The 24,478-nt window shown below is 40.7% G+C and carries 14 protein-coding genes, 15 tRNA genes and 3 rRNA genes; 3 read left to right on the top strand and 29 right to left on the bottom strand.

The window, feature by feature from the left end; all coding sequences use genetic code 11:
* The first annotated feature begins 269 nt into the window (after window positions 1-269).
* Window positions 270-1,490 carry an MFS transporter gene (locus tag IGJ95_RS05260; RefSeq protein ID WP_438761527.1) on the top strand — a complete coding sequence of 407 codons (1,221 nt, stop codon included), beginning with the start codon at window positions 270-272 and terminating at the stop codon, window positions 1,488-1,490.
* A 135-nt stretch (window positions 1,491-1,625) separates the two neighbouring features.
* On the opposite strand, the gene IGJ95_RS05255 is transcribed toward IGJ95_RS05260, so the two are convergent.
* The 7 genes from IGJ95_RS05255 to IGJ95_RS05225 all read right to left on the bottom strand — a co-directional run bounded on the left by IGJ95_RS05255 (window position 1,626) and on the right by IGJ95_RS05225 (window position 8,720).
* A complete protein-coding gene (locus IGJ95_RS05255; RefSeq protein ID WP_062805430.1) occupies window positions 1,626-2,294 on the bottom strand; it encodes a DUF624 domain-containing protein in 669 nt (222 codons plus the stop codon).
* A 12-nt stretch (window positions 2,295-2,306) separates the two neighbouring features.
* Complete coding sequence (locus IGJ95_RS05250) at window positions 2,307-3,143, bottom strand: carbohydrate ABC transporter permease (protein ID WP_019724157.1); 837 nt, start codon at window positions 3,141-3,143, stop codon at window positions 2,307-2,309.
* Window positions 3,144-3,156: 13 nt separating this feature from the next.
* Window positions 3,157-4,053, bottom strand: coding sequence for a carbohydrate ABC transporter permease (locus IGJ95_RS05245; protein WP_438761525.1), 897 nt, complete (start codon window positions 4,051-4,053; stop codon window positions 3,157-3,159).
* Window positions 4,054-4,272: 219 nt separating this feature from the next.
* Window positions 4,273-5,538, bottom strand: a complete 1,266-nt coding sequence (locus tag IGJ95_RS05240; protein WP_010735826.1) for an ABC transporter substrate-binding protein — start codon at window positions 5,536-5,538, stop codon at window positions 4,273-4,275.
* A 35-nt stretch (window positions 5,539-5,573) separates the two neighbouring features.
* On the bottom strand, window positions 5,574-6,707 hold the full coding sequence (locus IGJ95_RS05235) for a glycoside hydrolase family 88 protein (RefSeq protein WP_153830366.1): 1,134 nt from the start codon (window positions 6,705-6,707) through the stop codon (window positions 5,574-5,576).
* An 11-nt stretch (window positions 6,708-6,718) separates the two neighbouring features.
* Window positions 6,719-8,506: a DUF2264 domain-containing protein gene (locus IGJ95_RS05230; protein ID WP_153830365.1), complete on the bottom strand. Its 1,788-nt coding sequence runs from the start codon at window positions 8,504-8,506 to the stop codon at window positions 6,719-6,721.
* Window positions 8,415-8,720 (bottom strand): hypothetical protein, encoded by a 306-nt coding sequence (locus IGJ95_RS05225; RefSeq protein WP_023519435.1) that lies wholly within the window; start codon window positions 8,718-8,720, stop codon window positions 8,415-8,417. Before IGJ95_RS05225 ends, IGJ95_RS05230 begins: the two co-directional genes overlap by 92 nt.
* A gap of 331 nt (window positions 8,721-9,051) precedes the next feature.
* Here IGJ95_RS05225 and IGJ95_RS05220 point away from each other — a divergent pair, with 331 nt between their 5' ends.
* Entirely contained in the window at window positions 9,052-10,107 is a 1,056-nt protein-coding gene (locus IGJ95_RS05220) for a LacI family DNA-binding transcriptional regulator (protein ID WP_153830364.1), read from the top strand.
* A 181-nt stretch (window positions 10,108-10,288) separates the two neighbouring features.
* On the opposite strand, the gene IGJ95_RS05215 is transcribed toward IGJ95_RS05220, so the two are convergent.
* On the bottom strand, window positions 10,289-11,962 hold the full coding sequence (locus IGJ95_RS05215; protein WP_438761522.1) for a hypothetical protein: 1,674 nt from the start codon (window positions 11,960-11,962) through the stop codon (window positions 10,289-10,291).
* 3 nt (window positions 11,963-11,965) lie between these two features.
* Window positions 11,966-12,814: a hypothetical protein gene (locus tag IGJ95_RS05210; RefSeq protein ID WP_137072144.1), complete on the bottom strand. Its 849-nt coding sequence runs from the start codon at window positions 12,812-12,814 to the stop codon at window positions 11,966-11,968.
* 699 nt (window positions 12,815-13,513) lie between these two features.
* On the opposite strand from IGJ95_RS05210, the gene IGJ95_RS05205 reads away from it, so the two are divergent.
* Window positions 13,514-14,923, top strand: coding sequence for a helix-turn-helix domain-containing protein (locus IGJ95_RS05205; protein WP_322743846.1), 1,410 nt, complete (start codon window positions 13,514-13,516; stop codon window positions 14,921-14,923).
* Between the two features lie 111 nt (window positions 14,924-15,034).
* On the opposite strand, the gene IGJ95_RS05200 is transcribed toward IGJ95_RS05205, so the two are convergent.
* From IGJ95_RS05200 to IGJ95_RS05105, 20 genes are all read right to left on the bottom strand, one after another.
* Window positions 15,035-15,118: transfer RNA gene (locus IGJ95_RS05200), tRNA-Leu, on the bottom strand.
* A 17-nt stretch (window positions 15,119-15,135) separates the two neighbouring features.
* Window positions 15,136-15,207: transfer RNA gene (locus IGJ95_RS05195), tRNA-Gln, on the bottom strand.
* Between the two features lie 9 nt (window positions 15,208-15,216).
* Window positions 15,217-15,289, bottom strand: a tRNA-His gene (locus IGJ95_RS05190).
* Between the two features lie 64 nt (window positions 15,290-15,353).
* Window positions 15,354-15,438, bottom strand: a tRNA-Leu gene (locus IGJ95_RS05185).
* 16 nt (window positions 15,439-15,454) lie between these two features.
* Window positions 15,455-15,525 (bottom strand) — tRNA-Cys (locus tag IGJ95_RS05180).
* A 38-nt stretch (window positions 15,526-15,563) separates the two neighbouring features.
* A tRNA-Gln gene (locus IGJ95_RS05175) sits at window positions 15,564-15,635 on the bottom strand.
* 11 nt (window positions 15,636-15,646) lie between these two features.
* A tRNA-His gene (locus tag IGJ95_RS05170) sits at window positions 15,647-15,719 on the bottom strand.
* A 2-nt stretch (window positions 15,720-15,721) separates the two neighbouring features.
* Window positions 15,722-15,795, bottom strand: a tRNA-Trp gene (locus IGJ95_RS05165).
* Between the two features lie 6 nt (window positions 15,796-15,801).
* A tRNA-Tyr gene (locus tag IGJ95_RS05160) sits at window positions 15,802-15,882 on the bottom strand.
* Between the two features lies 1 nt (window position 15,883).
* Window positions 15,884-15,959, bottom strand: a tRNA-Phe gene (locus IGJ95_RS05155).
* Between the two features lie 42 nt (window positions 15,960-16,001).
* Window positions 16,002-16,074: transfer RNA gene (locus tag IGJ95_RS05150), tRNA-Asp, on the bottom strand.
* A gap of 9 nt (window positions 16,075-16,083) precedes the next feature.
* A tRNA-Val gene (locus tag IGJ95_RS05145) sits at window positions 16,084-16,156 on the bottom strand.
* A 16-nt stretch (window positions 16,157-16,172) separates the two neighbouring features.
* Window positions 16,173-16,244 (bottom strand) — tRNA-Glu (locus IGJ95_RS05140).
* Between the two features lie 16 nt (window positions 16,245-16,260).
* Window positions 16,261-16,349, bottom strand: a tRNA-Ser gene (locus tag IGJ95_RS05135).
* Window positions 16,350-16,388: 39 nt separating this feature from the next.
* A tRNA-Asn gene (locus IGJ95_RS05130) sits at window positions 16,389-16,462 on the bottom strand.
* Window positions 16,463-16,474: 12 nt separating this feature from the next.
* A 5S ribosomal RNA gene (rrf, locus tag IGJ95_RS05125) occupies window positions 16,475-16,590 on the bottom strand.
* An 89-nt stretch (window positions 16,591-16,679) separates the two neighbouring features.
* Window positions 16,680-19,594, bottom strand: a 23S ribosomal RNA gene (locus IGJ95_RS05120).
* 230 nt (window positions 19,595-19,824) lie between these two features.
* A 16S ribosomal RNA gene (locus tag IGJ95_RS05115) occupies window positions 19,825-21,385 on the bottom strand.
* Together the 16S, 23S and 5S rRNA genes with 15 tRNA genes alongside form the textbook arrangement of a ribosomal RNA operon.
* Before the next feature lie 731 nt (window positions 21,386-22,116).
* Window positions 22,117-23,619 carry a HAMP domain-containing sensor histidine kinase gene (locus tag IGJ95_RS05110; RefSeq protein WP_065096743.1) on the bottom strand — a complete coding sequence of 501 codons (1,503 nt, stop codon included), beginning with the start codon at window positions 23,617-23,619 and terminating at the stop codon, window positions 22,117-22,119.
* Window positions 23,616-24,302 carry a response regulator transcription factor gene (locus tag IGJ95_RS05105; RefSeq protein WP_010735834.1) on the bottom strand — a complete coding sequence of 229 codons (687 nt, stop codon included), beginning with the start codon at window positions 24,300-24,302 and terminating at the stop codon, window positions 23,616-23,618. Before IGJ95_RS05105 ends, IGJ95_RS05110 begins: the two co-directional genes overlap by 4 nt.
* Window positions 24,303-24,478: the final 176 nt, after the last annotated feature.

Genomic DNA, 24,478 nt, shown 5'->3' with positions numbered 1-24,478 from the left:
TTTAAGGATTAAATTTCACTACTATCTCTTAGATCAATTTATTACGCAACTCATCCTATCATTTTTACATTGTTATTTATTACATTCCTAATAAAAGATCTTTTTAGTATCATAATCGTATGCATAAATACTTCCCTCCTATTTGTTCTTTACAAATTTTTTTAGATATGATAAATTCGTGACAGCAATTAGGACACATTCTCCGAAAAACCCTTTTGGGCATATAAATTGTTAAACACATGATTTATATCAAAAGGGAGAGAATACAAATGTCAAAAATTATTTATGATGAAAAGAATTGGAAAACGAACATAGCATACTTACTAACATCGCAAGCCATCTCAATGATCGGAACGATGTTGGTACAGTATGCTATTATTTGGCATGTCACATTATCAACCCAATCAGGAACGATGGTTGGTTTGATGAACGCTATTGGCATCTTACCAATGGTGCTGGTCATGCCTTTTGCAGGAGCACTTGCTGATCATTACGACCGAAAAAAAATCGCTATTTTATCTGATAGCTGCGTTGCACTTGCTTCTTTGTTCATGGCGATTTTATTGATGATAAACAAAGAAATGGAGCATAATCTTTTCTTATTATTGGGACTGATATTCATTCGCTCTGTAGGTCAAGGATTTCAAACGCCTGCTGTCTCTTCGCTCATTCCACAAATTGCCAAAGAAAAGCACTTAGTACGGATCAACGGCATTGATCAAACGATCCAAGCTGTGATGATGCTTGCAAGTCCTGCATTAGCAGCAACATTACTGACAGTTTTACCTTTAGAGATGATATTGATGATCGACTTTGTGACAGCGGTTATCGGTGTGACTATGCTGTTTTTTCGAGTAACAGTTTCTCCAATGAAATCTCAAGAAACAAATAAAATAAACATGTTATCCGAAATAAACTCAGGTATCAAATACCTCCGTACTCATAAAATCCTGCTCGCACTGATCCTTGTTGGTTTTATGGGCAGTATATTTTCTACACCTACTGCAAATTTAGCGCCTTTACAAATCACTCGTAATTTTCATGACGGACTATGGCAGCTATCAGCCATTGAGATTGGTTTTGCTGCTGGGATGTTAGTTGGAGGATCTGTGATGAGTACTTGGGGAGGTTTCAAAAATAAAATCAAAACGATTGCTTTAGGCTATTCATTATTGATCCTTCCTTTTTTTATATTAGGTATCACATCAAGTTTTTGGTTGTATTTCGTCATGATGGTAGCAATTGGTTTTATTGTGCCCATCTCACGAACTGCTATGGTTTCATTCTTTCAAGCAAAAACGGATAACGCACATATGGGGCGTGTTATGAGCTTAGTAACGATGGCGATCAGTAGTGCTTCTCCAGCTACGATGTTGATCCTAGGTCCATTAGCAGATATGCTTTCAATCGATTGGATCATGATAGCAAGTGGGCTTATGCTGATACCACTTGTCCTATGGCTATTGGTCGGAAAAAGCTTTCGATTTTAGGATCTATTGACCTTTTTTCGAAATCTTCCAGCCACCGATAAATGAATACTATTTGAAATGATTAGCCCCCAAAAGTTAGATTTTTTGGTCTAACCTTTGGGGGCCTATTCGTTTTCATTTTTTATGTGTTAACAGCTACTTATTTTGATTTAGATAGCGATACGTCTGCTTGCAGTTCAAATAAATCAAACCTAAAAATAAGCAGGGTGTGACCAAGAAACCAAATTGGGGCTTAACGACCATCACGACCAACAAAAGAAACACCAACACAGTATTCAATAAACTAATGTACCATTTTCTCACTACATAATAGAAAGAGACATGGTAGATTTTTCGTATGGAGATTTCTGGATTTTTCACTTGGAGATAAAAATTATTGATCATCAGATTAATGGCCAAGATAATGAATATAAAAAAGAAAGGAATGAGCCATTTTCCGATTGGTTGGTCCATGAAAAACAGGATATCGACAAAAGAAATCACGATTACAAGATATCCTGGACCACCTAAGTACATACTTTTTTTCCATAACGAGCGATACAATTGAAAAAAAGTTTTGACTGGTACTTCATTTTCTTGGATTCCCTCGACAAACCAGGCAAAAGTTGTCATGGTGGCAGGTAAGAAAAAAAACAGACTTCCTAAGAAAAAGAGGCTATTCCTGATATCGATTGCAGTAGTTACTACGACTAAAAAAAATGGGAGATTCACAAGTAATAAGCATAAATTACCCGCCAGAAAACTATATGCTAAACGAAACAGCTTCATGTAAACATTCGTTTCAAATGTTTGCTTTTTAAACATAGCCTTTCCTTTCTATCCTTTGACCCCAGAAGAAGCAATACCTTCAACAAAATATTTTTGCATGGCTAAAAAGACGATCGCAACTGGTAAAACAGACAACACAGACGCTGCCATGATCAAGGCATATTCCGTATCATACAATCCGACGAACATTTTTAATCCTAATTGGATCGTTTTATTTTCTGTAGATGACAGATAAATAAAAGGTCCCATGTAGTCATTCCATGTATTGACAAAAGTGATGATCGTCAAACTAGCCAAAGCTGGTTTAGTCAATGGTAAGATGATCCTGCGATAGATGCCCCATTCGGATAATCCATCGATTCTTGCACTTTCGCAAAGTGAATCCGGAATACTACTATAGTATTGTTTCAATAAAAATACGCCAAACGCACTAAATGCTTGTAACAAAATCAAAGAAAGTAACGTATCAGATAATCCTAATTGCCGCATCATGATAAATTGTGGGATCATATAGGATTGCCATGGAACAGCGATCGTACCAATATATGCAAGAAAAAGGAGGTTTCTTCCTTTAAAGTGCATTTTGGAAAATCCATAAGCAGCAAAGCTTGATGTAAATAACTGGATCAGCGTAATCACGATACTTAAAATAGCTGTATTTTTGAAAAAGGTCAATAATGGAATGCGTGTCCAAATGACCGAATAGTTTTCTGGATGCCAGGTTTTAGGTATCCATTGGATCGGAACCGAAAAGACATCATTGTTTGCTTTGAATGACGCAGAGATCATCCAGATAAAAGGGATCAAAGTGAGCAGTGAAAAAATTAGAAGTAACGTAAATACTAAAATTTTATGAAATGATTTTTTTTCTGATCGATTATTCATCCGTTTTCCTCCTTTACACTTTCTCTCGAATCTGATTCCATTTAAACTGGATGACTGTAATCACAAGGACGATGACAAACAAGACCATAGCAATCGCTGAAGCATAGCCGAAATTGAATTTTACGAACGCTTCACTATAAACTTGATAAACTAACACATTGGTCGCACGCCCCGGTCCTCCATCAGTCATCACTTGAACAAGGTCAAAAATCTTGAAGCAGTTGATAACCAACATGATCGTCACAAAAAAGGTTGTTGGGCGCAATGCAGGCACGGTGATGTGGATGAATTGTTTCCATTTATTCGCACCATCCATTGCAGCTGCTTCGTACAATTCTTTCGAGATCCCTTGTAAGCCAGCTAAGTATAAAATCATGTAGTACCCCATTCCTCGCCAGACACTAACGATAATGATCGCTGTCAATGCCCAATCTGAACTAGACAACCAACCAGGGGGATTTTCGATAACCACACGTAAAAACTGGTTAATCGGTCCCATAGTAGGATGGAACAACATACTCCACACCACTGCGATTGCCACTAATGATGTGACATACGGAAAGAAAAAAGCTGTCCGAAAAAATTTGACTCCTTTGATTTTCTGATTCAATAAAATGGCCAAGCCCAATGAACATACCAATGTCAACGGAACCACACCGATCGTATACAAAAAGGTGTTTTTAAGAGAGAGCCAAAATGTATCATCCGATAACATGCGAGTGAAATTTTGCAGACCAACAAATTCGGGTGTACTAAAGGAATCCCATTTCATAAAGGCTAAAATCAATGAAAAAACAACAGGTACTAAAGTAAAAATCAAAAATCCAATAAAATTTGGCGCAATAAATGACCAAGCAATCAATGTATTTTTACTTTTTAGTTTACGTGAAGCTGACTTCGTTACTTCCATAGCTTGATGTTAAAAGAACCAATTGGTTCTTTTAACGCTCCCCCTTTCATTAAAGGCAATAACAGGTATTCCTGTTAGCTATACACTGAAGGCGCAGAGAAAGCTCCTTCAGCATATAGTTGACAAGATAGCGGAGGAAAATCATTTATCCCCCTTATTTATTTGATATGAAAATGAAAGAAATCTTACACCTTCAAGACAAAATTGCCACACACCTTTTTATTCACTTTCTTGTTTTACTCGTTTTTCCATATTACCAATTGCTTCTTTTGGTGTTTCGTCTCCTACTAAAATCAGTTCATGTTCTTCTTGTAAAATCTTATCGATAGCTGGTCCGTTTTCATCCACTGGAAACTCAATAGCGATTTTCTCCGGCTTGAAAGCTGTTTGTGAGACTTCGTCATTTGGCATTCCGTTGTGGCTAAAGTACAACTCATTGATCGCATCTGTTCGATAAGAAGGTACTACACCTACTTCTGCTAATACTTTAGCTCCCGCTTCACCCGAACAAAAATCAAGGAATTTTTGCGCTAGTTCTTGTTCTTTCGAGTTCTTATTGATTGCAAAGGCTGTTGGTGACCCAAATGTTTGGATTTCCTTTCCTTTTTCATTTTGTGGCATTTGAGAAATCCCCCACTCCACATCTGTTGTTCCAGCATCGATATTAGTCAACAAAGCGCCCATGTACCAAGAGCCCATATACATCATGCCTGCCTTGGAGTTTTCAAATTGAGATTGATAGGTCACATTCGTCGACTTGGCCGTACCAAAATCCATCTGTGCTTGGTCTTCTTGCATCCGCAATACACGGTCATAGTACTCACCTAAAAATCCATAATCTGGCTCCACCAGATTTTTATTATTTTGCGCAGCAGCAATCGCTTGAACAGTCGAACGCCACGTATGTTGGTATGCACCGTATACTTGCTCTTCTGGTTTTGAAAGTTCTTTCGCTAATTCTTCGTATTCTTCCCAAGTCAAATTATCTGGATAAGGCAATCCTGCCTCATCAAATAAATTTTTATTATAATAAAGCACCCAAAAGTCTGTACGATACGGTTGCGCATAGGTTTTTCCATCAATATCATACATCTCGTAGCTTTCCATTGCAGGGTCTGTGTCTAAATCTTTGATGTGTGAAGATAGATCGACTAATTGATCTCTTAATGCATAGTTTGAATAAGACAAGAGATTTTTCATCGTCAACACGTCTGTCGAATCTCCGCTAGCTAACATCGTGGTCAATTTCGTATCATAATCATCTGAAGCAATATCTACTGGTTTCACTGTTACCCCAGGATTTTCCTTTTCAAATGCCCGAAAAAGTTTGTCAAATTCTGGCGTAGTATCATAATTCCATGTACTGACTGTCAACACCGTTCCGTCCGTTTGATCTTGTGCTTGGTTTTCATTTCCGCAGGCCCCCAACCATAGCCCTCCACTAACAAGTAATCCAGTAACTAAACTTTTTTTCCAAAACTTCATATTCCAATTCCCTCCATTTCTTTCATCTTAGTTTTTTACCAGTAACTGTACCAAACTTTTTTCAGTCTTATCATGGCTTCTACATAGTAGTAATCCCCCCAGATCATGCACTCCTTCACTCCTTTATTTGATTTTTTGTCATAGACTCCTTCAAGTAACAAGCCGTTCGATTGTGGCGAATCCACACTTGTATAATTAGTTGATAACGTTTTCATAATTGTGATAGCAACAGTCTGATAATATTCTTTTTTCGGATCGCTTAATGGCAGTTGCTTCGCCAGTTCCAATAAACCACACACCGCGATTGCCGCAGCGGAAGTGTCTCTTTCTTCACCACTGCCATCATGAAATACTAAATCCCAATAACAGATAGTGTCTTCTGGTAAGCAGTCGATGAAATAGTTAGCCAGTTTTTTGGCTGTTTCTAAAAACGTGTAATCACCTGTATGATTATAACTCAGTGTAAAGCCATAGATTCCCCATGCTTGCCCACGCGCCCAACAAGAATCATCTGAAAACCCTTGTTGTGTCTTACCACCGATTGCTTTGCCAGTTTTCGGATCAAAATAATACGTATGATATGTCGTAAAATTATCACGAACGATGTAACGTTGTGTTTGTTTGGCATGGGCATAGGCAGCTTCTTTATAACTGCTCTCTCCCGTCATATTAGATGCAAAATACAGAAGCGGTAAGTTCATCAGACAATCGATGATCATACGCCCACGTTGGTGCTCATCCTTTAAATCTCCCCAAGCTTGAATGATCTGTGTATTAACGTCATAACGCTTCATCAGCCGATCCGCTGCTTGAATTGCTAATTCTTTTGAAGATTCCCGTCGGTTCACTTGATAATCAGCTACTGCTGAGAGTGTGTACAAAAAACCGATATCGTGCGTTTCAAGCGCAATGTCATTTTCAAGGCGTTGACGAAAAGATGCCAATTGTTTTTCGATCGTTGCATCAACCGCTTGGTCATTCGTCAGTTCTTTTACTAGGAAGAGCATCCCTATCCAAAAACTAGCTGTCCAATCCGTGTTTTCCTCTGGAACGTAGACAAGGTCTACGCTCGTAGCAGGTGGTACGGTATCTTGAAAAAGTGTCAGATTTTTTTTGACTTTATTAGTTACAAAATCAATTTCATGTGTCAACCAATCAAATTGTGTCATTCCTACCTCCATTATCTAATCGTTAGTTCGATCGTTTGATTCTTTTGTTGGATCAGTAATTTTTGTCCTTTTTGCTCAATAACTGGCTGGATCACTGTTTCACCAGGTAAAGTCCCTGAAACAAGGGATACAAGCAAGTGTTTGCCTGAGGAGATCTCAGCTGAGACAAAAGGTATCATCGTACGTGGGTAAAAGAGATTCGTATTTGGTTCCGTTCGCACAACATCCGCTTTTTCATACCCGATGATGCCCTCGATCTTTGAGATTCCGATACTTGTTTTTGCTTCGATACTTAACGTGTCTGCTTTTGGCAAAGTCTGTTCGAGAGGGACACTAAAACCTCCGTCATAGGCATGTATAGAATCTGTTGTTTCAATTTCATGAACTCTGACATGACAGTTTTCCAGTGGAACGATCGTGGAATGAATTTTGACGTCTTCCCACGGAGACCACTCATGGATGATACGATCAGGTAGAACAGAAAAATCTAGGTCTAACCCTTTCGGACGGAAATAATGACCATCTTTTGCCAAAGCTAACGTACTGTCGTAAGCACCTTCGTAATACCTATAATCAGATTTTGGGACACTGAAACCGAAGCGTGTCGAATAGACGAATTTACTATATTTGGCATGTGGGAAGCTTTGCTGATTGACAAACTGCCCAGCTGGGAAAGCTTGAAGATGCGTCAATGACTGATTGTATTGGTAAAAATTTTTACTTTCCGGCAATGCTAGCGTCTTTTCTTCAATTTGTAGTGGACATATTTCTGCTTGCCAATACGGATGATCATCAGGTACAGCCAATAAGAGAAAACTCTTCATTGCCCAATAAGGAGAACCCGGTCCGTTATACCCTTCTCCAAACACTAGATTTTGATAATGATATCCAACAGTTAGAAGCCCATCTGTCGAGAAAATCTCTTTATCCATCCAGTTTTCTAAATGACGACTAAGCAACCCTTTGATCTCACCCCAAGGGAGTGCTTCCACATCCGCGAACACCAAGGCACTGAAAAAGCTCGCTTGGGCAAAGCGGTATGTCAAGCTACGACCAAAAGGTAATGCTTCGCCATTAGCATCAAACCAATATTTAAATGTTTGAGCAAAAAGAACGGCCCGCTCTTTGATCCGTTTTGTGCGGACTGGATCTTCCTCTGCCATAAAACGGGCATATACTAAGCTGTAATAATGGATCGCAAATGAGACGTAGTAATCATATTGCGTATCTGCCCCGTCAAAATACCAACCATTGTCATTGTAAAAATGCTCGATCACTTCAAAATCTTGATCGATTTGTTGCTGTGAATAGGATTTGCCACATTTTTTCAATGCGATATTCACCAAGATACGGAAAAAATACCAATTATTTTTAGGTATTTTATGCGAATTGACTGTGAATAACCATTCTGCCAAGTTCGTCTGTTCCATCGAAGTTAAACGTCCCCAGATTTTTTCAGGATTCAAAAGCAACGTCGTACTTATTGAAGCCATCTCGACAATCAACTGGTCATAGTCTGTTACTGTCCCCCAATACTCATCACTCTGTGGATCAGTCCCTGCAATGATTCCTTTCAGATAATCAGATGCTAATTCAGCATCATCTTCGTCGACCAGATAAGGACCAAATCCCCAGAGTGGTCGTAAAAATGCTTCAACTTCTCTTGTTGCCTCTGAATAGACGGTGCCATGTGTTCCTAGTTTTAATTTACCCGGTTGATTTTTGTAATAAGGACGTAACGGTGCCATTAACTGGCGAAAATTTTCTTGCCATTGTTTTTTTGTACGAAATTGTTGCATGTATATTCTCCCTTTCAATTAAAAATCCTTTGATAAACCCATAATATTCTCCGTAAACGATCACTTCATCGCCCACATTGATTGATGCTGCTTGTTCATTGAATACTTGGTAATCACTGGAACCACTTCTCAGAATAAAGCGATCGCCTTTTTCTATTTGTTCTTTACCATCTGATCGTATAATTTTTCCTTCGATTTTTACCCACTGATGCAATGGAACCTTTGCTGACTGATATTCTTTTTCAGTAAAAACATGCGCCTTTTGCTGGATTTCTTCTTTGATTTGATTTTCAAAAGCCTTCTCTTGTTGTCGGCTATTTGTTTGACATCCTGTACAAAAACTAACGATAAAAATGAATTGTAATCCGAAGAGAAATCGTTTGATTTGGCTCCCCTCCTAATGAAATTGTTTTCTTTTACTAAATTTTACCTAAAATTAGTAAAAAGTCAACATTTTTTTGGTAAAAAAATAAACATTTTTACTTGCCTTTTTACTGAAATTACCTATACTATAATTAATAAAGTCTATTATCCGGAGGTAGCTTATGGCGACGATCACCGACATCGCAAAGGAAGCAGGCGTATCGATTTCTACTGTTTCACGCGTTTTAAATTATGATGATACACTCTCAGCAACAGAAGAAACCAAACGTAAAGTTTTCGAAATTGCAGAAAAGCTGAACTACACTAAATATAAAAAGAAGGCAAAAAAAAATGGCAATTCCCACTCAGCAAATGGACTGTTGAAAAAAAAAGGTGTCCTTGGTTTGATTACTTGGCGCACGAGTGACGAAGAACTAGAAGATATTTATTACATGTCCATTCGTTTAGCTGCCGAAAAACGTGCAGTAGAACTTGGCTATCACGTCATTAACTTTTCCCAAAACGAACAACATCAAATCCAAGCAGTCGATGGCATCTTAGCAATCGGTAAATTCACGCAAGAAAAAATTGATGAATTAAATACTACTGCGCCAAATCTATGCGTCGTCGGATCAAATTTTCCTTTTCACGATTATGACTGTGTCAATACTGATTTTGGTCAAGCCACTGAAGTCGCACTTACTCATCTCTTAGATTTAGGACATAAAAAGATTGCCTATATCGGTGCAGAAGAAAGTGCCAATCTCTACGGGTATCGAACCTACAAAACACCAACGACTAATACGTATATCGATATGATGAAACATCATCAGCTATTCGACGAAAAATATTTTTTCGTAAAAGAAAATAGTTCTCTTGACGTCAAAACGAGTGAATCACTGACAGAAAAAGCCTTAGTACAATGGCAAGACGATCTACCGACTGCCATTTTAGCCGCAAATGATGCTTTTGCTATCGGTATCATCCATACATTGAATGCTCATCAGATCCAAGTACCTAAACAGATCAGCGTGATGGGTATCAATGATTTATCAATTTCTCGCTACATCACGCCACCCCTTTCAACGGTCAGAGCTTTTACAGAGGAAATGGGCGAAACAGGCATCAATCTTTTACACGAACGTATCCACTCCCCTGGTATTGCGAAACGAATCCTATTAGATACAGAATTAATCGTCCGTGGCTCAACTACCCCACCAAATAAAAAGAACTCATGATTGATAGATGAACTTCCGATAAATAAGCTAGAAAACCCGAATTTTTAAAACTTTGGGGTTTTCTAGCTTATTTACGAAGGAATTGCTTCTGAAACACCATTTATTCAGTTGCGAGGATGTGTGTGTCACTACCTCATTCCATTAAACAAGTCCCACGCTTACCGCTGATAATCACGTGCCCTCATTTACTTTTGATCGCAATCTCGATCTGGATTGTTTCTTCTTTCAGCAACTGATAAGTCGCTTGGATCAGCGTAGCTTCATTTTTTTGGCCATAGTGATCGTAATAACTTTCTTTGATCAACTGCACAGGTTTTGAAAAATACATCTCACACTTTTCTTTTTCTCCTGTGATACATACCGTTTTCCCTATAACTTCCACTGGATTCGTCGTTATAAAATTTTCAATAACTAACTGATTTTCTTTTTCGAATGTAAATGCATCACTCAAAACAAGTTGTCGTTTCGAACGATCCACTTCTATTGTCCGATCCATCTGGCGTAGTCCTATCTGCGAAGGATACGTGGAAGCCAATTCTGTCTTGAAGACTCCACCAGTTCTCGTTGATTGAAAACTCGTATGTTCTGCCGCAACAGCTCCAGGTAATTGGTAACTGTTCGCAACGATAGGAATACTATGCCCAAGTGCGCTGTTCACTAAGAAAAGATAACGTGTTTTTTCATCAAAGTAATCTTTTGTATATTCTCCCGCTCCAAGATCGGTAAGAAATAAGTCTTCTCTCGTACCAAATACGAAATGACCAATATCTATATGATTATGGCTTTCATCATTTCGTCCTCCCTTTGCTGCAAACACCAAATTTTCTTTCGAAGATTGAAGAACGCCCCATGCTACATCCTCAAAATAATGAAGGACTTCTTTTTGATCATTCACAATATGTCTTTTTGACCAGAGTAAATTACGTAATAAAGGGGCAAAACGATAACAATGATCAAAATCTAAGTCATTGATTCTCACAACTTCAGGAATTGCGACATGGAACCTTTCCTGACAGAAACTCAATAATCCACTTGGTAAGTCCGCTGGGTGGTAGTCGGAAAACGGTATAGCCTCTGTTTCAGAGAGCATCACATCATTAGGGAAAGCCGCGATCTTTTTCACTTTATCACCCAACAGATAGCGGTCATCATCATAAACTTGTTGGTATTTTTCTGCAAAATAAATATAATAACCAAATCCATATGCCCAATAGCTGACGCCTTCCTCACATGCGCCATCCATCCCAAAACTTCGTAAATAAGAGGCCATACAACGATCTACTTTCCTCAATATCTCCGCTTGTGATTTACCGCCTTTTTCTTGTATATCCAAGGCAGCCATACCAATCGAACCACCTACAACCGCACTCCAATTGTTCTCAAATGATTCAAACGGCCATGTGTTTGTTACAAAAGGAACGAAGAGTCGTCGATCGATTTCCGACCGGATTCGAAACGTCAATAGTTCAGATAATTCTTTCTCAAACAAATTGACTATCTCTGCTAACATTTGTCCTGTCTCAGCTACAAATAAATCGATCCATGTCGGGGAATCCACACGAAAGTGATTCGCTTCAATTGGTAAATGAGCTGGTAAACTCCAACTATACTCATTGCAGATCCCCCACAAAACTTGTTCTAACCCTTCAACTACTTCGGCTTCTTTTTTTTGCAATAAGGACAACGCCAAGACAGTAGCATGTTTACGTCTTGCAAAGTACGCCTTCTCAAAAACCAATCGCTCTCCAGTCATCAAAAACTCTCTATACCCCGAGACTGGCAACTCAGGAACTACTTTATTCGTAAGATACTCTTTTTTGGCTTCTGACAGTTGCTTCAAAAAGTATTTTTTCATTGCTTATCCTTTCATCGGCTGATCATTCATGCCCCACAATTCAATTTGCGTCAATGCAGGAAACGGCGATGGGTCATTCGCTTGAATAAGATCACAAAAGCGAATAGTTTTGGTCTTTCTTGCACTAAATGAAAAATATTGTGGTTGAGCTGTTTTTTCGGTCGCAAACGTTTCACTAGTTCCATCGTCAAACTGAATCGTCACATTCGTCCAGTAACTATCATGCGGAAAGTCTGCTCGCCATGTAAAACCAACTTTATCCAATTGGACCTCTCGACCAAAACCAATCGTCAAAGCTGCATCAGCTTGCTGATTGATGCCCCAAGATTGAAATGGGTATGAACCATGAGAATGATTCGCGTATACGCCATCAATCGCATTACATGCAAAGAAAGTGGCATCATTTCTCGTTTCCACATTTGCACTCGCATGTGGATACGCACCAGTTTCTTCTTTTTGATCATGCGGATTCAACGCTAAATTACGATACATCTTCACTTCCTCTTCAGAAGCACAACGAACACTTAGATAATGTCGTCCCCCAGAAAAACGAGTCTCCGGTCTGGCTTTGATACGATTGGAATGAAATGATACTTCATAGGTCCATTTATTTCCCGGTAGATAGATCAGTGAACTTTCTAAAGTTTCATCTAGTTTGACCCATAGGTACCTCCCAGACTCATCCATTTCGACAGCAATTTGATCTCCTTCTTGGTACTCAAATTTTCTCATAGACAAATGCACAAAATTTTCTGCTGTCACAACCAAATCTTTTTCTATTTCTTCTTCTCCTTGAAAACTTTTTCTTGGAACTCTTTCTTTATCATAAATCGCTAATGTTAACTTCGTCATTTCACTACCCCCTAGTGATCATTTTTATCTATTATAACGTGACTGGCAAGAAAAGAAAACGATTTATTTTACTAAATATTTAGTAATTTAATTTTCGTTATTTAGTTAGAAATACTATTTCCATTTCTAATAAATTCAGATTCAAACTTGTTACTACTGCTAAAAATCATTGTTACCAACTGAATATCTCACTACATATTTATATCCATAAAATAAGTTTTTATTTAAAATAAGATTAGATTAAGTAAATAAATAACCTTGTATCCCTAACTAAAATTACACAAAATCAATTATATTCATTATTAAATTTAAGAAAAATGAGATTCAGCATAACGTTTTATCTATTTAAAATAATATTTCATCTAATTCACAAATGAAATTCACCGCTTAAAAATAAGTTTTATCAAAGATAATGCCAAAAAAAGTCGGGTAAATCATCGCTCATCGGAAATAGTTAAATAAAAATGTGAAAATAATGATAAAAAAATTGATCAAATTTTAAATAACTAATACACTATTAGTAATAACTATATTTTCATCTTCTAAAGTGTACTTATTATCAAATTCTACATTTGTCTTAAAGAAAGGTTTCTCTCATGAATAATTTACCTATGACATTACAATTAGATAATCAATTCAAACGACAGTATAACTTACTACAGTTTATACGTACGCACCAAAGTAAGAATTTAACCCTTAGTGATCTATCACAAAGGGTTAGGAATTTCAAAACCAACTTTACGAAAAGATATCGATATTATCAATCATTCCTTACCTACGATTGATTTTCAGATTACTTACAATGAACAAGGATTCTTACAAATAGACCCTCAAGAAATCTCTGTCGATTCAGTCATTACTATACTAGCTAAAGATACAACCATTTATCGTATGATGGATCTATTGCTTCATAACAAAACGTATAGTACAGAACAATTATCGGACTACTTGATGATCTCTCGTAGTTCAATTTTCAATATCATTCGTCATATGAATGAAGTACTGAAAGAGTATCGCATATCGAAAGCAACCGGTCCGCTCACTTTTATTGGCAAAGAAGAAGATATTCGTTTTTTACTCTTTTCTTTTTATTCAAGCTTTGGTGATAGTCAGATCATCGATTCTGATAGCAATCACCATGCGCAATCAATTATCGCTCATGGTCGAAAAAGTGGGATAACTTTTCTACATTTTAGCCATTTTCGTTTTTCGCTTTGGTTATCGATTGCTAAAGTTAGAGGGCAGTCTAAAAATTTTTGTCACTTTAACAATAGCACCGTTGCTTTAGTCAAAAAAAATCGAGGCAATCAGCTGATTGAACATCTGATTGCCTCCTACTATTCTTCACTCTTCAAGCTAACGATTCCTGAATCAGAATCGCTATGGCTGTATCTTGTTTTTTTACATTGTGTCTCTTATTCAAATTGGCAAGGATTAGATGAAGAACGAACCTACGCCTTTCGTTGTCAAGAAGGTGCAGTGGTGGTCGATGCAGTCCAACGTTTTTTATTACAGGTTTTTCCAAAACAGATGCTGGATAATGGTGCTTTAGATAAAATCGAAGCCTTCTTGATCAATACGAGATTACTCTCAAAGATGAGCCCTTCATATGAAATGACCTCTGTTGCTTTGATTGATTTAATGAAAAAAAAATACCCAGAGCTTTTTCACCTTTGGCTTCAGCATTTAGAGCGATTAAAAGTCCATCCGATGTTTGAGTTCACACATCTTGATCATTTAGCTGCTAGCCTGACCAAGTTCCATGCAACGATTTTAAGGATCAACTCACAACAACCTCTGAGGGTCATCGTAGCACTACAAAGTTGTCCCTCGATGGACGATTATATTATTCAAGAAGCAGAATTACTCTTCTTGCGACAAATCTCAGTCAAATTTTTGATTGAACAACCAGTGACAAAAAAAGAAATCAATGATCATCAAGCCAACCTGATCATCTGCAACTATGATCTACATGTAAACGAAGATTTCCCGTGTCCGATTCACCGTTTGCCTAATATTCCTACACAAGAGGATTGGACGCTTCTAATGGATAGAATCACTCATTTAAATTCAGCCACTTCCACAACAAACTATACAGGCTATTTTTAATCACTTAGATATTTTTCCTGGCGTATATTATCCGTTCGTATATATGTCTCAATGCCGATAACGTCAAACAAAGAAAAAAGCACCAACGTATAGACTACATTAGTGCCAAAATACCGGCGGCCGGGGTCGAACCGGCACGATCGTGAGATCACTGGATTTTGAGTCCAGCGCGTCTGCCAATTCCGCCACGCCGGCAAATAAATAGATAAAAACTGGGGTAGCTGGATTCGAACCAACGCATGAGGGAGTCAAAGTCCCTTGCCTTACCGCTTGGCTATACCCCAATAATAAAGGGCGAATGATGGGAATCGAACCCACGAGTGTCGGAGCCACAATCCGATGCGTTAACCACTTCGCCACATCCGCCATAATAAAATAATTTGTTATTTAATTTCCGAATAAAAAACTAAGATGTAGTCATCTTAGTTAATACCGGCGGCCGGGGTCGAACCGGCACGCCCTCAACGGGCACTGGATTTTGAGTCCAGCGCGTCTGCCAATTCCGCCACGCCGGCAATGTAATTAGTACTAAGGCGGTAACCGGATTTGAACCGGTGATGAAGGTTTTGCAGACCTCTGCCTTACCACTTGGCTATACCGCCATTATACTATTTTAAGCTATAAATTAATATTTATAGGACTGGGGTAGCTGGATTCGAACCAACGCATGAGGGAGTCAAAGTCCCTTGCCTTACCGCTTGGCTATACCCCAATGAAAAAAAAGGCGAATGATGGGAATCGAACCCACGAATGTCGGAGCCACAATCCGATGCGTTAACCACTTCGCCACATCCGCCATGGCAGGGGCAGCAGGAATTGAACCCACACTAACGGTTTTGGAGACCGCTGTTCTACCTTTAAACTATGCCCCTATAAAATGGAGGAGAGTGGATTCGAACCACTGAACCCTAAGGAACGGATTTACAGTCCGTCGCGTTTAGCCACTTCGCTACTCCTCCATGGTGGCGCGGGACAGAATCGAACTGCCGACACACGGAGCTTCAATCCGTTGCTCTACCAACTGAGCTACCGCGCCATAAAGAATAAATTATTTATTTTTTTAATTGAATAGAAATGACGGTCCCGACGGGAATCGAACCCGCGATCTCCTGCGTGACAGGCAGGCATGTTAACCCCTACACCACGGAACCAAATCATTATGGAGGTTAACGGGATCGAACCGCTGACCCTCTGCTTGTAAGGCAGATGCTCTCCCAGCTGAGCTAAACCTCCAATGTATCCAATTAAATGACCCGTACGGGATTCGAACCCGTGTTACCGCCGTGAAAGGGCGGTGTCTTAACCGCTTGACCAACGGGCCAGTAAAACATCAATTACGGAGAGTAAGGGATTCGAACCCTTGAGACAGTTTACACCATCTACATGATTTCCAATCATGCTCCTTCGGCCTCTCGGACAACTCTCCAGAGTGAAAGAAGCTCATTACTCTTCTCATAAATGAGAACTCCGGCAGTAGGACTCGAACCTACGACATCATGATTAACAGTCATGCGCTACTACCAACTGAGCTATGCCGGAATAATAATACCAGCGTGGCGGCGTCCTACTCTCACAAGGGGCAACCCCTCACTACAATCGGCGCTAAGAAGCTTAACTTCTGTGTTCGGCATGGTTACAGGTGTATCCTTCTCGCCATCGCCACCACACTTGGTGTTATCTATATTGAGTAAATCTTGTTCACTCAAAACTGGATTTGAAGTATCCGTAAGAAACTCTCCGAGTTTTTCATTTTATTTTGGTTAAGTCCTCGATCGATTAGTATCAGTCCGCTCCATACATCACTGTACTTCCACTCCTGACCTATCTACCTGATCATCTCTCAGGGATCTTACTTTCTTAAAGAAATGGGAAATCTCATCTTGAGGTGGGCTTCACACTTAGATGCTTTCAGCGTTTATCCCTTCCCTACATAGCTACCCAGCAATGCCCTTGGCAGAACAACTGGTACACCAGCGGTAAGTCCATCCCGGTCCTCTCGTACTAAGGACAGCTCCTCTCAAATTTCCAACGCCCGCGACGGATAGGGACCGAACTGTCTCACGACGTTCTGAACCCAGCTCGCGTGCCGCTTTAATGGGCGAACAGCCCAACCCTTGGGACCGACTACAGCCCCAGGATGCGACGAGCCGACATCGAGGTGCCAAACCTCCCCGTCGATGTGGACTCTTGGGGGAGATAAGCCTGTTATCCCCAGGGTAGCTTTTATCCGTTGAGCGATGGCCCTTCCATGCGGAACCACCGGATCACTAAGCCCGACTTTCGTCCCTGCTCGACTTGTAGGTCTCGCAGTCAAGCTCCCTTCTGCCTTTACACTCTTCGAATGATTTCCAACCATTCTGAGGGAACCTTTGGGCGCCTCCGTTACTCTTTAGGAGGCGACCGCCCCAGTCAAACTGCCCATCTGACACTGTCTCCCACCACGATTAGTGGTGCGGGTTAGAGTGGCCATAACGCAGGGGTAGTATCCCACCAGCGCCTCCATCGAAACTAGCGTTCCGACTTCTACGGCTCCTACCTATCCTGTACATGCGGTACAGACACTCAATATCAAACTACAGTAAAGCTCCATGGGGTCTTTCCGTCCTGTCGCGGGTAACCTGCATCTTCACAGGTACTAAAATTTCACCGAGTCTCTCGTTGAGACAGTGCCCAAATCGTTACGCCTTTCGTGCGGGTCGGAACTTACCCGACAAGGAATTTCGCTACCTTAGGACCGTTATAGTTACGGCCGCCGTTTACTGGGGCTTCAATTCGTACCTTCGCTTACGCTAAGCACTCCTCTTAACCTTCCAGCACCGGGCAGGCGTCAGCCCCTATACTTCATCTTACGATTTTGCAGAGACCTGTGTTTTTGATAAACAGTCGCTTGGGCCTATTCACTGCGGCTGATCTGACGATCAGCACCCCTTCTCCCGAAGTTACGGGGTCATTTTGCCGAGTTCCTTAACGAGAGTTCTCTCGCTCACCTTAGGATTCTCTCCTCGACTACCTGTGTCGGTTTGCGGTACGGGTCGTTGTTTTCTCACTAGAAGCTTTTCTCGGCAGTGTGACGTCAGGAACTTCGGTACTATTATTTCCCTCCCCATCACAGCTTGTCCTTAAAGTTAGAAGCATTTGACTCCTATCAAGACTTACTGCTTGGACAGACATTTCCGATCGTCTGCATTCCTTAGCCTCCTGCGTCCCTCCATTGCTCAAACAAAAACAACGAGTACAGGAATATCAACCTGTTGTCCATCGCCTACGCCTGTCGGCCTCGGCTTAGGTCCCGACTAACCCTGGGCGGACGAGCCTTCCCCAGGAAACCTTAGTCATTCGGTGGACAGGATTCTCACCTGTCTTTCGCTACTCATACCGGCATTCTCACTTCTAAGCGCTCCAGCAGTCCTCACGATCTACCTTCAACGCCCTTAGAACGCTCTCCTACCAATACACCTAAAGGTGTACTCCACAGCTTCGGTAATATGTTTAGCCCCGGTACATTTTCGGCGCAGGGTCACTCGACTAGTGAGCTATTACGCACTCTTTAAATGGTGGCTGCTTCTAAGCCAACATCCTAGTTGTCTGTGCAACCCCACATCCTTTTCCACTTAACATATATTTTGGGACCTTAGCTGGTGGTCTGGGCTGTTTCCCTTTCGACTATGGATCTTATCACTCACAGTCTGACTCCCGGATATGAATGAATGGCATTCGGAGTTTATCTGAATTCGGTAACCCGAGATGGGCCCCTAGTCCAAACAGTGCTCTACCTCCATCATTCTCAATTCCGAGGCTAGCCCTAAAGCTATTTCGGAGAGAACCAGCTATCTCCAAGTTCGTTTGGAATTTCTCCGCTACCCACACCTCATCCCCGCACTTTTCAACGTACGTGGGTTCGGTCCTCCAGTGCGTTTTACCGCACCTTCAACCTGGACATGGGTAGATCACATGGTTTCGGGTCTACGACTACATACTCAAACGCCCTATTCAGACTCGCTTTCGCTGCGGCTCCGTCTCTTCAACTTAACCTCGCATGCAATCGTAACTCGCCGGTTCATTCTACAAAAGGCACGCCATCACCCATGAACGGGCTTTGACTTGTTGTAGGCACACGGTTTCAGGTTCTATTTCACTCCCCTTCCGGGGTGCTTTTCACCTTTCCCTCACGGTACTGGTTCACTATCGGTCACTAGGGAGTATTTAGCCTTGGGAGATGGTCCTCCCGGATTCCGACGGAATTCCTCGTGTTCCGCCGTACTCAGGATCCTCCTAGGTGCCTTCCAAATTTCATCTACGGGGCTTTCACCCTCTCTGACTGACTTTTCCAAGTCATTCGACTATCTGAAAGAACTACCATATTGGAGTCCTACAACCCCAATGAGCAAGCTCATTGGTTTGGGCTTTTCCCGTTTCGCTCGCCGCTACTCAGGGAATCGAATTTTCTTTCTCTTCCTGCAGGTACTTAGATGTTTCAGTTCTCTGCGTCTACCTCGTATACGCTATGTATTCACGTATACGTAACATCCTATAAAAGATGCTGGGTTTCCCCATTCGGAAATCTCTGGATCATAGCTTACGTACAGCTCCCCAAAGCATATCGGTGTTAGTCCCGTCCTTCATCGGCTCCTAGTGCCAAGGCATCCACCGTGCGCCCTTATTCACTTAACCTTATCAACCTTACGGTTGGGTTTTGATCTTTCTTCTAGCGATAGAAGTCCAATCAAGAAAAATAAGCAATTGAACTTATTAAAAAACTCATTCAACGCGGTGTTCTCGGTTTGTATTACTTACATTTTTACTTCAATATCCAGTTTTCAATGAACAAAATTTTGAGAGTAGACCTCTCAAAACTGAACAAAGTATCGACAAACGTGTGTAGTCTCCGTAATATTCCTTAGAAAGGAGGTGATCCAGCCGCACCTTCCGATACGGCTACCTTGTTACGACTTCACCCCAATCATCTATCCCACCTTAGGCGGCTGGCTCCAAAAAGGTTACCTCACCGACTTCGGGTGTTACAAACTCTCGTGGTGTGACGGGCGGTGTGTACAAGGCCCGGGAACGTATTCACCGCGGCGTGCTGATCCGCGATTACTAGCGATTCCGGCTTCATGTAGGCGAGTTGCAGCCTACAATCCGAACTGAGAGAAGCTTTAAGAGATTAGCTTAGCCTCGCGACTTCGCGACTCGTTGTACTTCCCATTGTAGCACGTGTGTAGCCCAGGTCATAAGGGGCATGATGATTTGACGTCATCCCCACCTTCCTCCGGTTTGTCACCGGCAGTCTTGCTAGAGTGCCCAACTAAATGATGGCAACTAACAATAAGGGTTGCGCTCGTTGCGGGACTTAACCCAACATCTCACGACACGAGCTGACGACAACCATGCACCACCTGTCACTTTGCCCCCGAAGGGGAAGCTCTATCTCTAGAGTGGTCAAAGGATGTCAAGACCTGGTAAGGTTCTTCGCGTTGCTTCGAATTAAACCACATGCTCCACCGCTTGTGCGGGCCCCCGTCAATTCCTTTGAGTTTCAACCTTGCGGTCGTACTCCCCAGGCGGAGTGCTTAATGCGTTAGCTGCAGCACTGAAGGGCGGAAACCCTCCAACACTTAGCACTCATCGTTTACGGCGTGGACTACCAGGGTATCTAATCCTGTTTGCTCCCCACGCTTTCGAGCCTCAGCGTCAGTTACAGACCAGAGAGCCGCCTTCGCCACTGGTGTTCCTCCATATATCTACGCATTTCACCGCTACACATGGAATTCCACTCTCCTCTTCTGCACTCAAGTCTCCCAGTTTCCAATGACCCTCCCCGGTTGAGCCGGGGGCTTTCACATCAGACTTAAGAAACCGCCTGCGCTCGCTTTACGCCCAATAAATCCGGACAACGCTTGCCACCTACGTATTACCGCGGCTGCTGGCACGTAGTTAGCCGTGGCTTTCTGGTTAGATACCGTCAAGGGGTGAACAGTTACTCTCACCCTTGTTCTTCTCTAACAACAGAGTTTTACGATCCGAAAACCTTCTTCACTCACGCGGCGTTGCTCGGTCAGACTTTCGTCCATTGCCGAAGATTCCCTACTGCTGCCTCCCGTAGGAGTTTGGGCCGTGTCTCAGTCCCAATGTGGCCGATCACCCTCTCAGGTCGGCTATGCATCGTGGCCTTGGTGAGCCGTTACCTCACCAACTAGCTAATGCACCGCGGGTCCATCCATCAGCGGCACCGTAAAGCGCCTTTCAAAACGAAACCATGCGGTTTCGATTGTTATACGGTATTAGCACCTGTTTCCAAGTGTTATCCCCTTCTGATGGGCAGGTTACCCACGTGTTACTCACCCGTTCGCCACTCCTCTTTTCCCGGTGGAGCAAGCTCCGGTGGGAAAAGAAGCGTTCGACTTGCATGTATTAGGCACGCCGCCAGCGTTCGTCCTGAGCCAGGATCAAACTCTCATAATATGCTAGTTCCTCACAGCGAAAGCTGATGTGGAACTGTAGTTCGAAATTTACTTTCGAACATCATATAGTTCATTTGTTAAGCTCAATTGTTTGCTAGCATATTGCTTGCTTGTTAAAAATGTTTGTTGTCTTGAATTGAATCAAGACGCCCTACACATTTGGTTTGTCTTACTTTGTTCAGTTTTCAAAGGTCTATTCTTTCTTATTTAACAACTTTTATATCTTAACATTTCTTTAAGAAGTTGTCAATAAGTTTTTCTTTCTTAACTTAGAAAGTTGTTTGTCGTTGTTTCTTGGCGACTTCATTAATATATCATCTCAGTTGTTATTTGTCAACAACTTTTTTGTTGGTATATTAAGGTTTTTATCACCTTATTTTTAACGACTCCGTTATTATAACACAGCATCAAAACCTCGTCAACATTTAAATTCAACAATTTATCATGACGTTTCTTACTGCTTTGTCAGAACAAATAATAATATATCAAGGACTTAAAAAAATTGCAATAGAAAAAATGCTTTTTTCAACGATTATTTTCAAAGCCGAATATTCGTAGAAGATGTTTAAAAATCAACAGTTTTTTGATGTTATTTAATTGTATTATTCTAGTATTTCTCAATTAAAGTTCGTCTCTTTTTAAGGGGAAAGCTACGTAAGAACTTCTTAGAAATCAATAGCCTAGGGAAGTTTGTCGATAAACCCATAAAAAAAAACAAGCAAAGTCATCACTTTACTTGTCTTCTGTTCGTACAATTGGTACAAAAATTCTAAAAATCGTCCCTTGCCCTACTACACTCTCTGCTAATATTCTTCCTTTATAGCTTTCTACAAGTTGTTTGGCAATCGACAATCCTAAGCCATTTCCACCTTTTGTTCGTGCTCTTGCTTTATCTACACGATAAAAACGATTAAATATTTTCTTCAAGTCCTCTTCAGGTATTCCCTCACCAAAATCTTGGATCGCGATCTCAAATTCGCTAAGCGTGGATGAAATGGAGATATGGACTTCTTTTCTTGTCGTTGAATACTTTACCGCATTATCTAAAATGATGATAATCAATTGTTCAAAATGATTTCTAAAAATTTGTAGTGTTACTTCTTTAGGTAAGTCATCATCCAGTGTAATAACATAATCAGGATAAAGTAATTTAAAATTATTGAATACTTGGTAAGTCACTTCTTTTGCATTCGTCGTTTCGTTGGCATAATAAACATCCACTTGCTCTGCACGTGATAGATCTAGCATTTCTTGTACTAAGCTTTTCATCCGACTGATTTCTTGCATACTTGCAGTTAGGGATTCTTCTAAAATTTCGGGATCATCTTTCCCCCAGCGATTCAATAAGCTGAGATGCCCTTCAATAATTGCTACAGGTGTTCTTAATTCATGTGATACATCTTCCACAAATTGTTCTTGTTGTTCGATATACAGACGCATACGATCTAGCATTTCATTGAAGATCTCAGCAAGGTCTGCTAACTCATCATCTGTATCAATCTCTGGCATATGGATATCTGATTGTGGATCTTTACGGATCGTATCCATCGTATCTCGTAATACTTTTAACGGTTTTAAGAAGTAGGAAGATAGGAAGAAACCTAAGATACTACTTAGTATCAAGGAGACAATCTCTAGCACGATCAAAGTCAACAAAAGATTATTTCTTATATCATAGAAAGATGAAAGTTCATAAAACGTTTGAGTATAGCCGATTTTTTCTCTTGTTTGTTTAGAATAAATAGGTTGGATCGATAAAAAGCCAGTTTTCCCGTCTAAAGTAACGATCGTTGGGATCTTCCTGGTCGTTTGGATCAATGAACGACTTTTTTCGTGTGTTTTAAAAATCAATTTTTCATCCAGATCGTAAACATACAGATCCATCGATGCTTGACCAAGTTCGGAAATAAAGGAGTCGATTTTCATCAAGTTCCCTTCAATGACAGCAGTATCATCTCCAGTACCACCGGTTTGGTCAGCGTTCGTTAAGTTTCGATAGGCATTGATCAATGTCAACTCCTCATCTGAATTTGATAAACGAGAAGCCGCTTCAGAAATGGTATGTTCGACATTTGCTCTTTCCTTAGCTACGATCAGATTGATCGATGATTTATAGGTGATCACTGCAAAAATCGTAAAGACGACAAATATGAAGAAAGAACTTGCAAAGGCCCACTTGATCGTCAAGGATGGACCTTTAAGTTCTCTTTTTTCGGTTTGATTGTAATTGCTCACGAGCGCATCACGTAACCAGTCCCACGTACTGTTTGAATATAGCTTTCCTCACCAGGAACGTCGATTTTATTACGGAGATAACGAATATACACATCCACTACGTTTGTTTCCACTTCGGTTTCGTAGCCCCAAACTTTGTTTAATAAAACATCCCGTGCAAGTACCACGTTGACATTTTCCATCAAAGTAAGTAATAGTTCATATTCACGCTTCGTTAATTCAATGACTTCATTGCCACGACGTACGACTCTATTTTCTTTTTCGATCGTTAAGTCGCGATAAGTGATCGTTGTTTGTTTTGCCACATTTTTGTCTCCTTCGATGTCGATGCGGCGTAATAAAGCACGTAGACGCGCTAACAATTCTTCGATTGCAAATGGTTTGACGATATAATCATCTGCACCATGATCTAAACCAGAAACTCTATCAATGACAGAATCTCTCGCAGTCATCATGATAATTGGTGTATTTTTCGCTTGGCGTACGCGACGACAAACTTCAAGTCCGTTCAATTCAGGTAACATCAAGTCTAATAAAATTGCATCCCACTCATTATTCAAAGCAGCATCCAGACCTGTTCGTCCGTTGTAATGTACTTCAGCATTATACCCTTCATGTTTTAATTCTAACTCGACAAATCGGGCTAAGTTTTTCTCATCTTCAATGATTAGAATATTACTCATTCAATTTTGTCCTTTCTCTCCTAGGCTTCTAAACTCCATTATTATACCAATAGTTAATTTAAAATCTATAATCATTTTATCATGGAATACTATTTTAAAAAAGAGCTGAAGTCGCCCTCTATAAAATGACCTCAGCTCTTTCATTTATTACTTATTTGTTTAGCATGTTGAAGAAT

Origin of the sequence: Enterococcus sp. AZ156 (genome assembly GCF_051714165.1) — a bacterium.
In the GTDB taxonomy this organism is placed as follows: domain Bacteria; phylum Bacillota; class Bacilli; order Lactobacillales; family Enterococcaceae; genus Enterococcus_B; species Enterococcus_B pernyi.
Note: the sequence above shows the minus strand (reverse complement) of the source record. Positions and strands in the feature narration are given on the sequence as shown.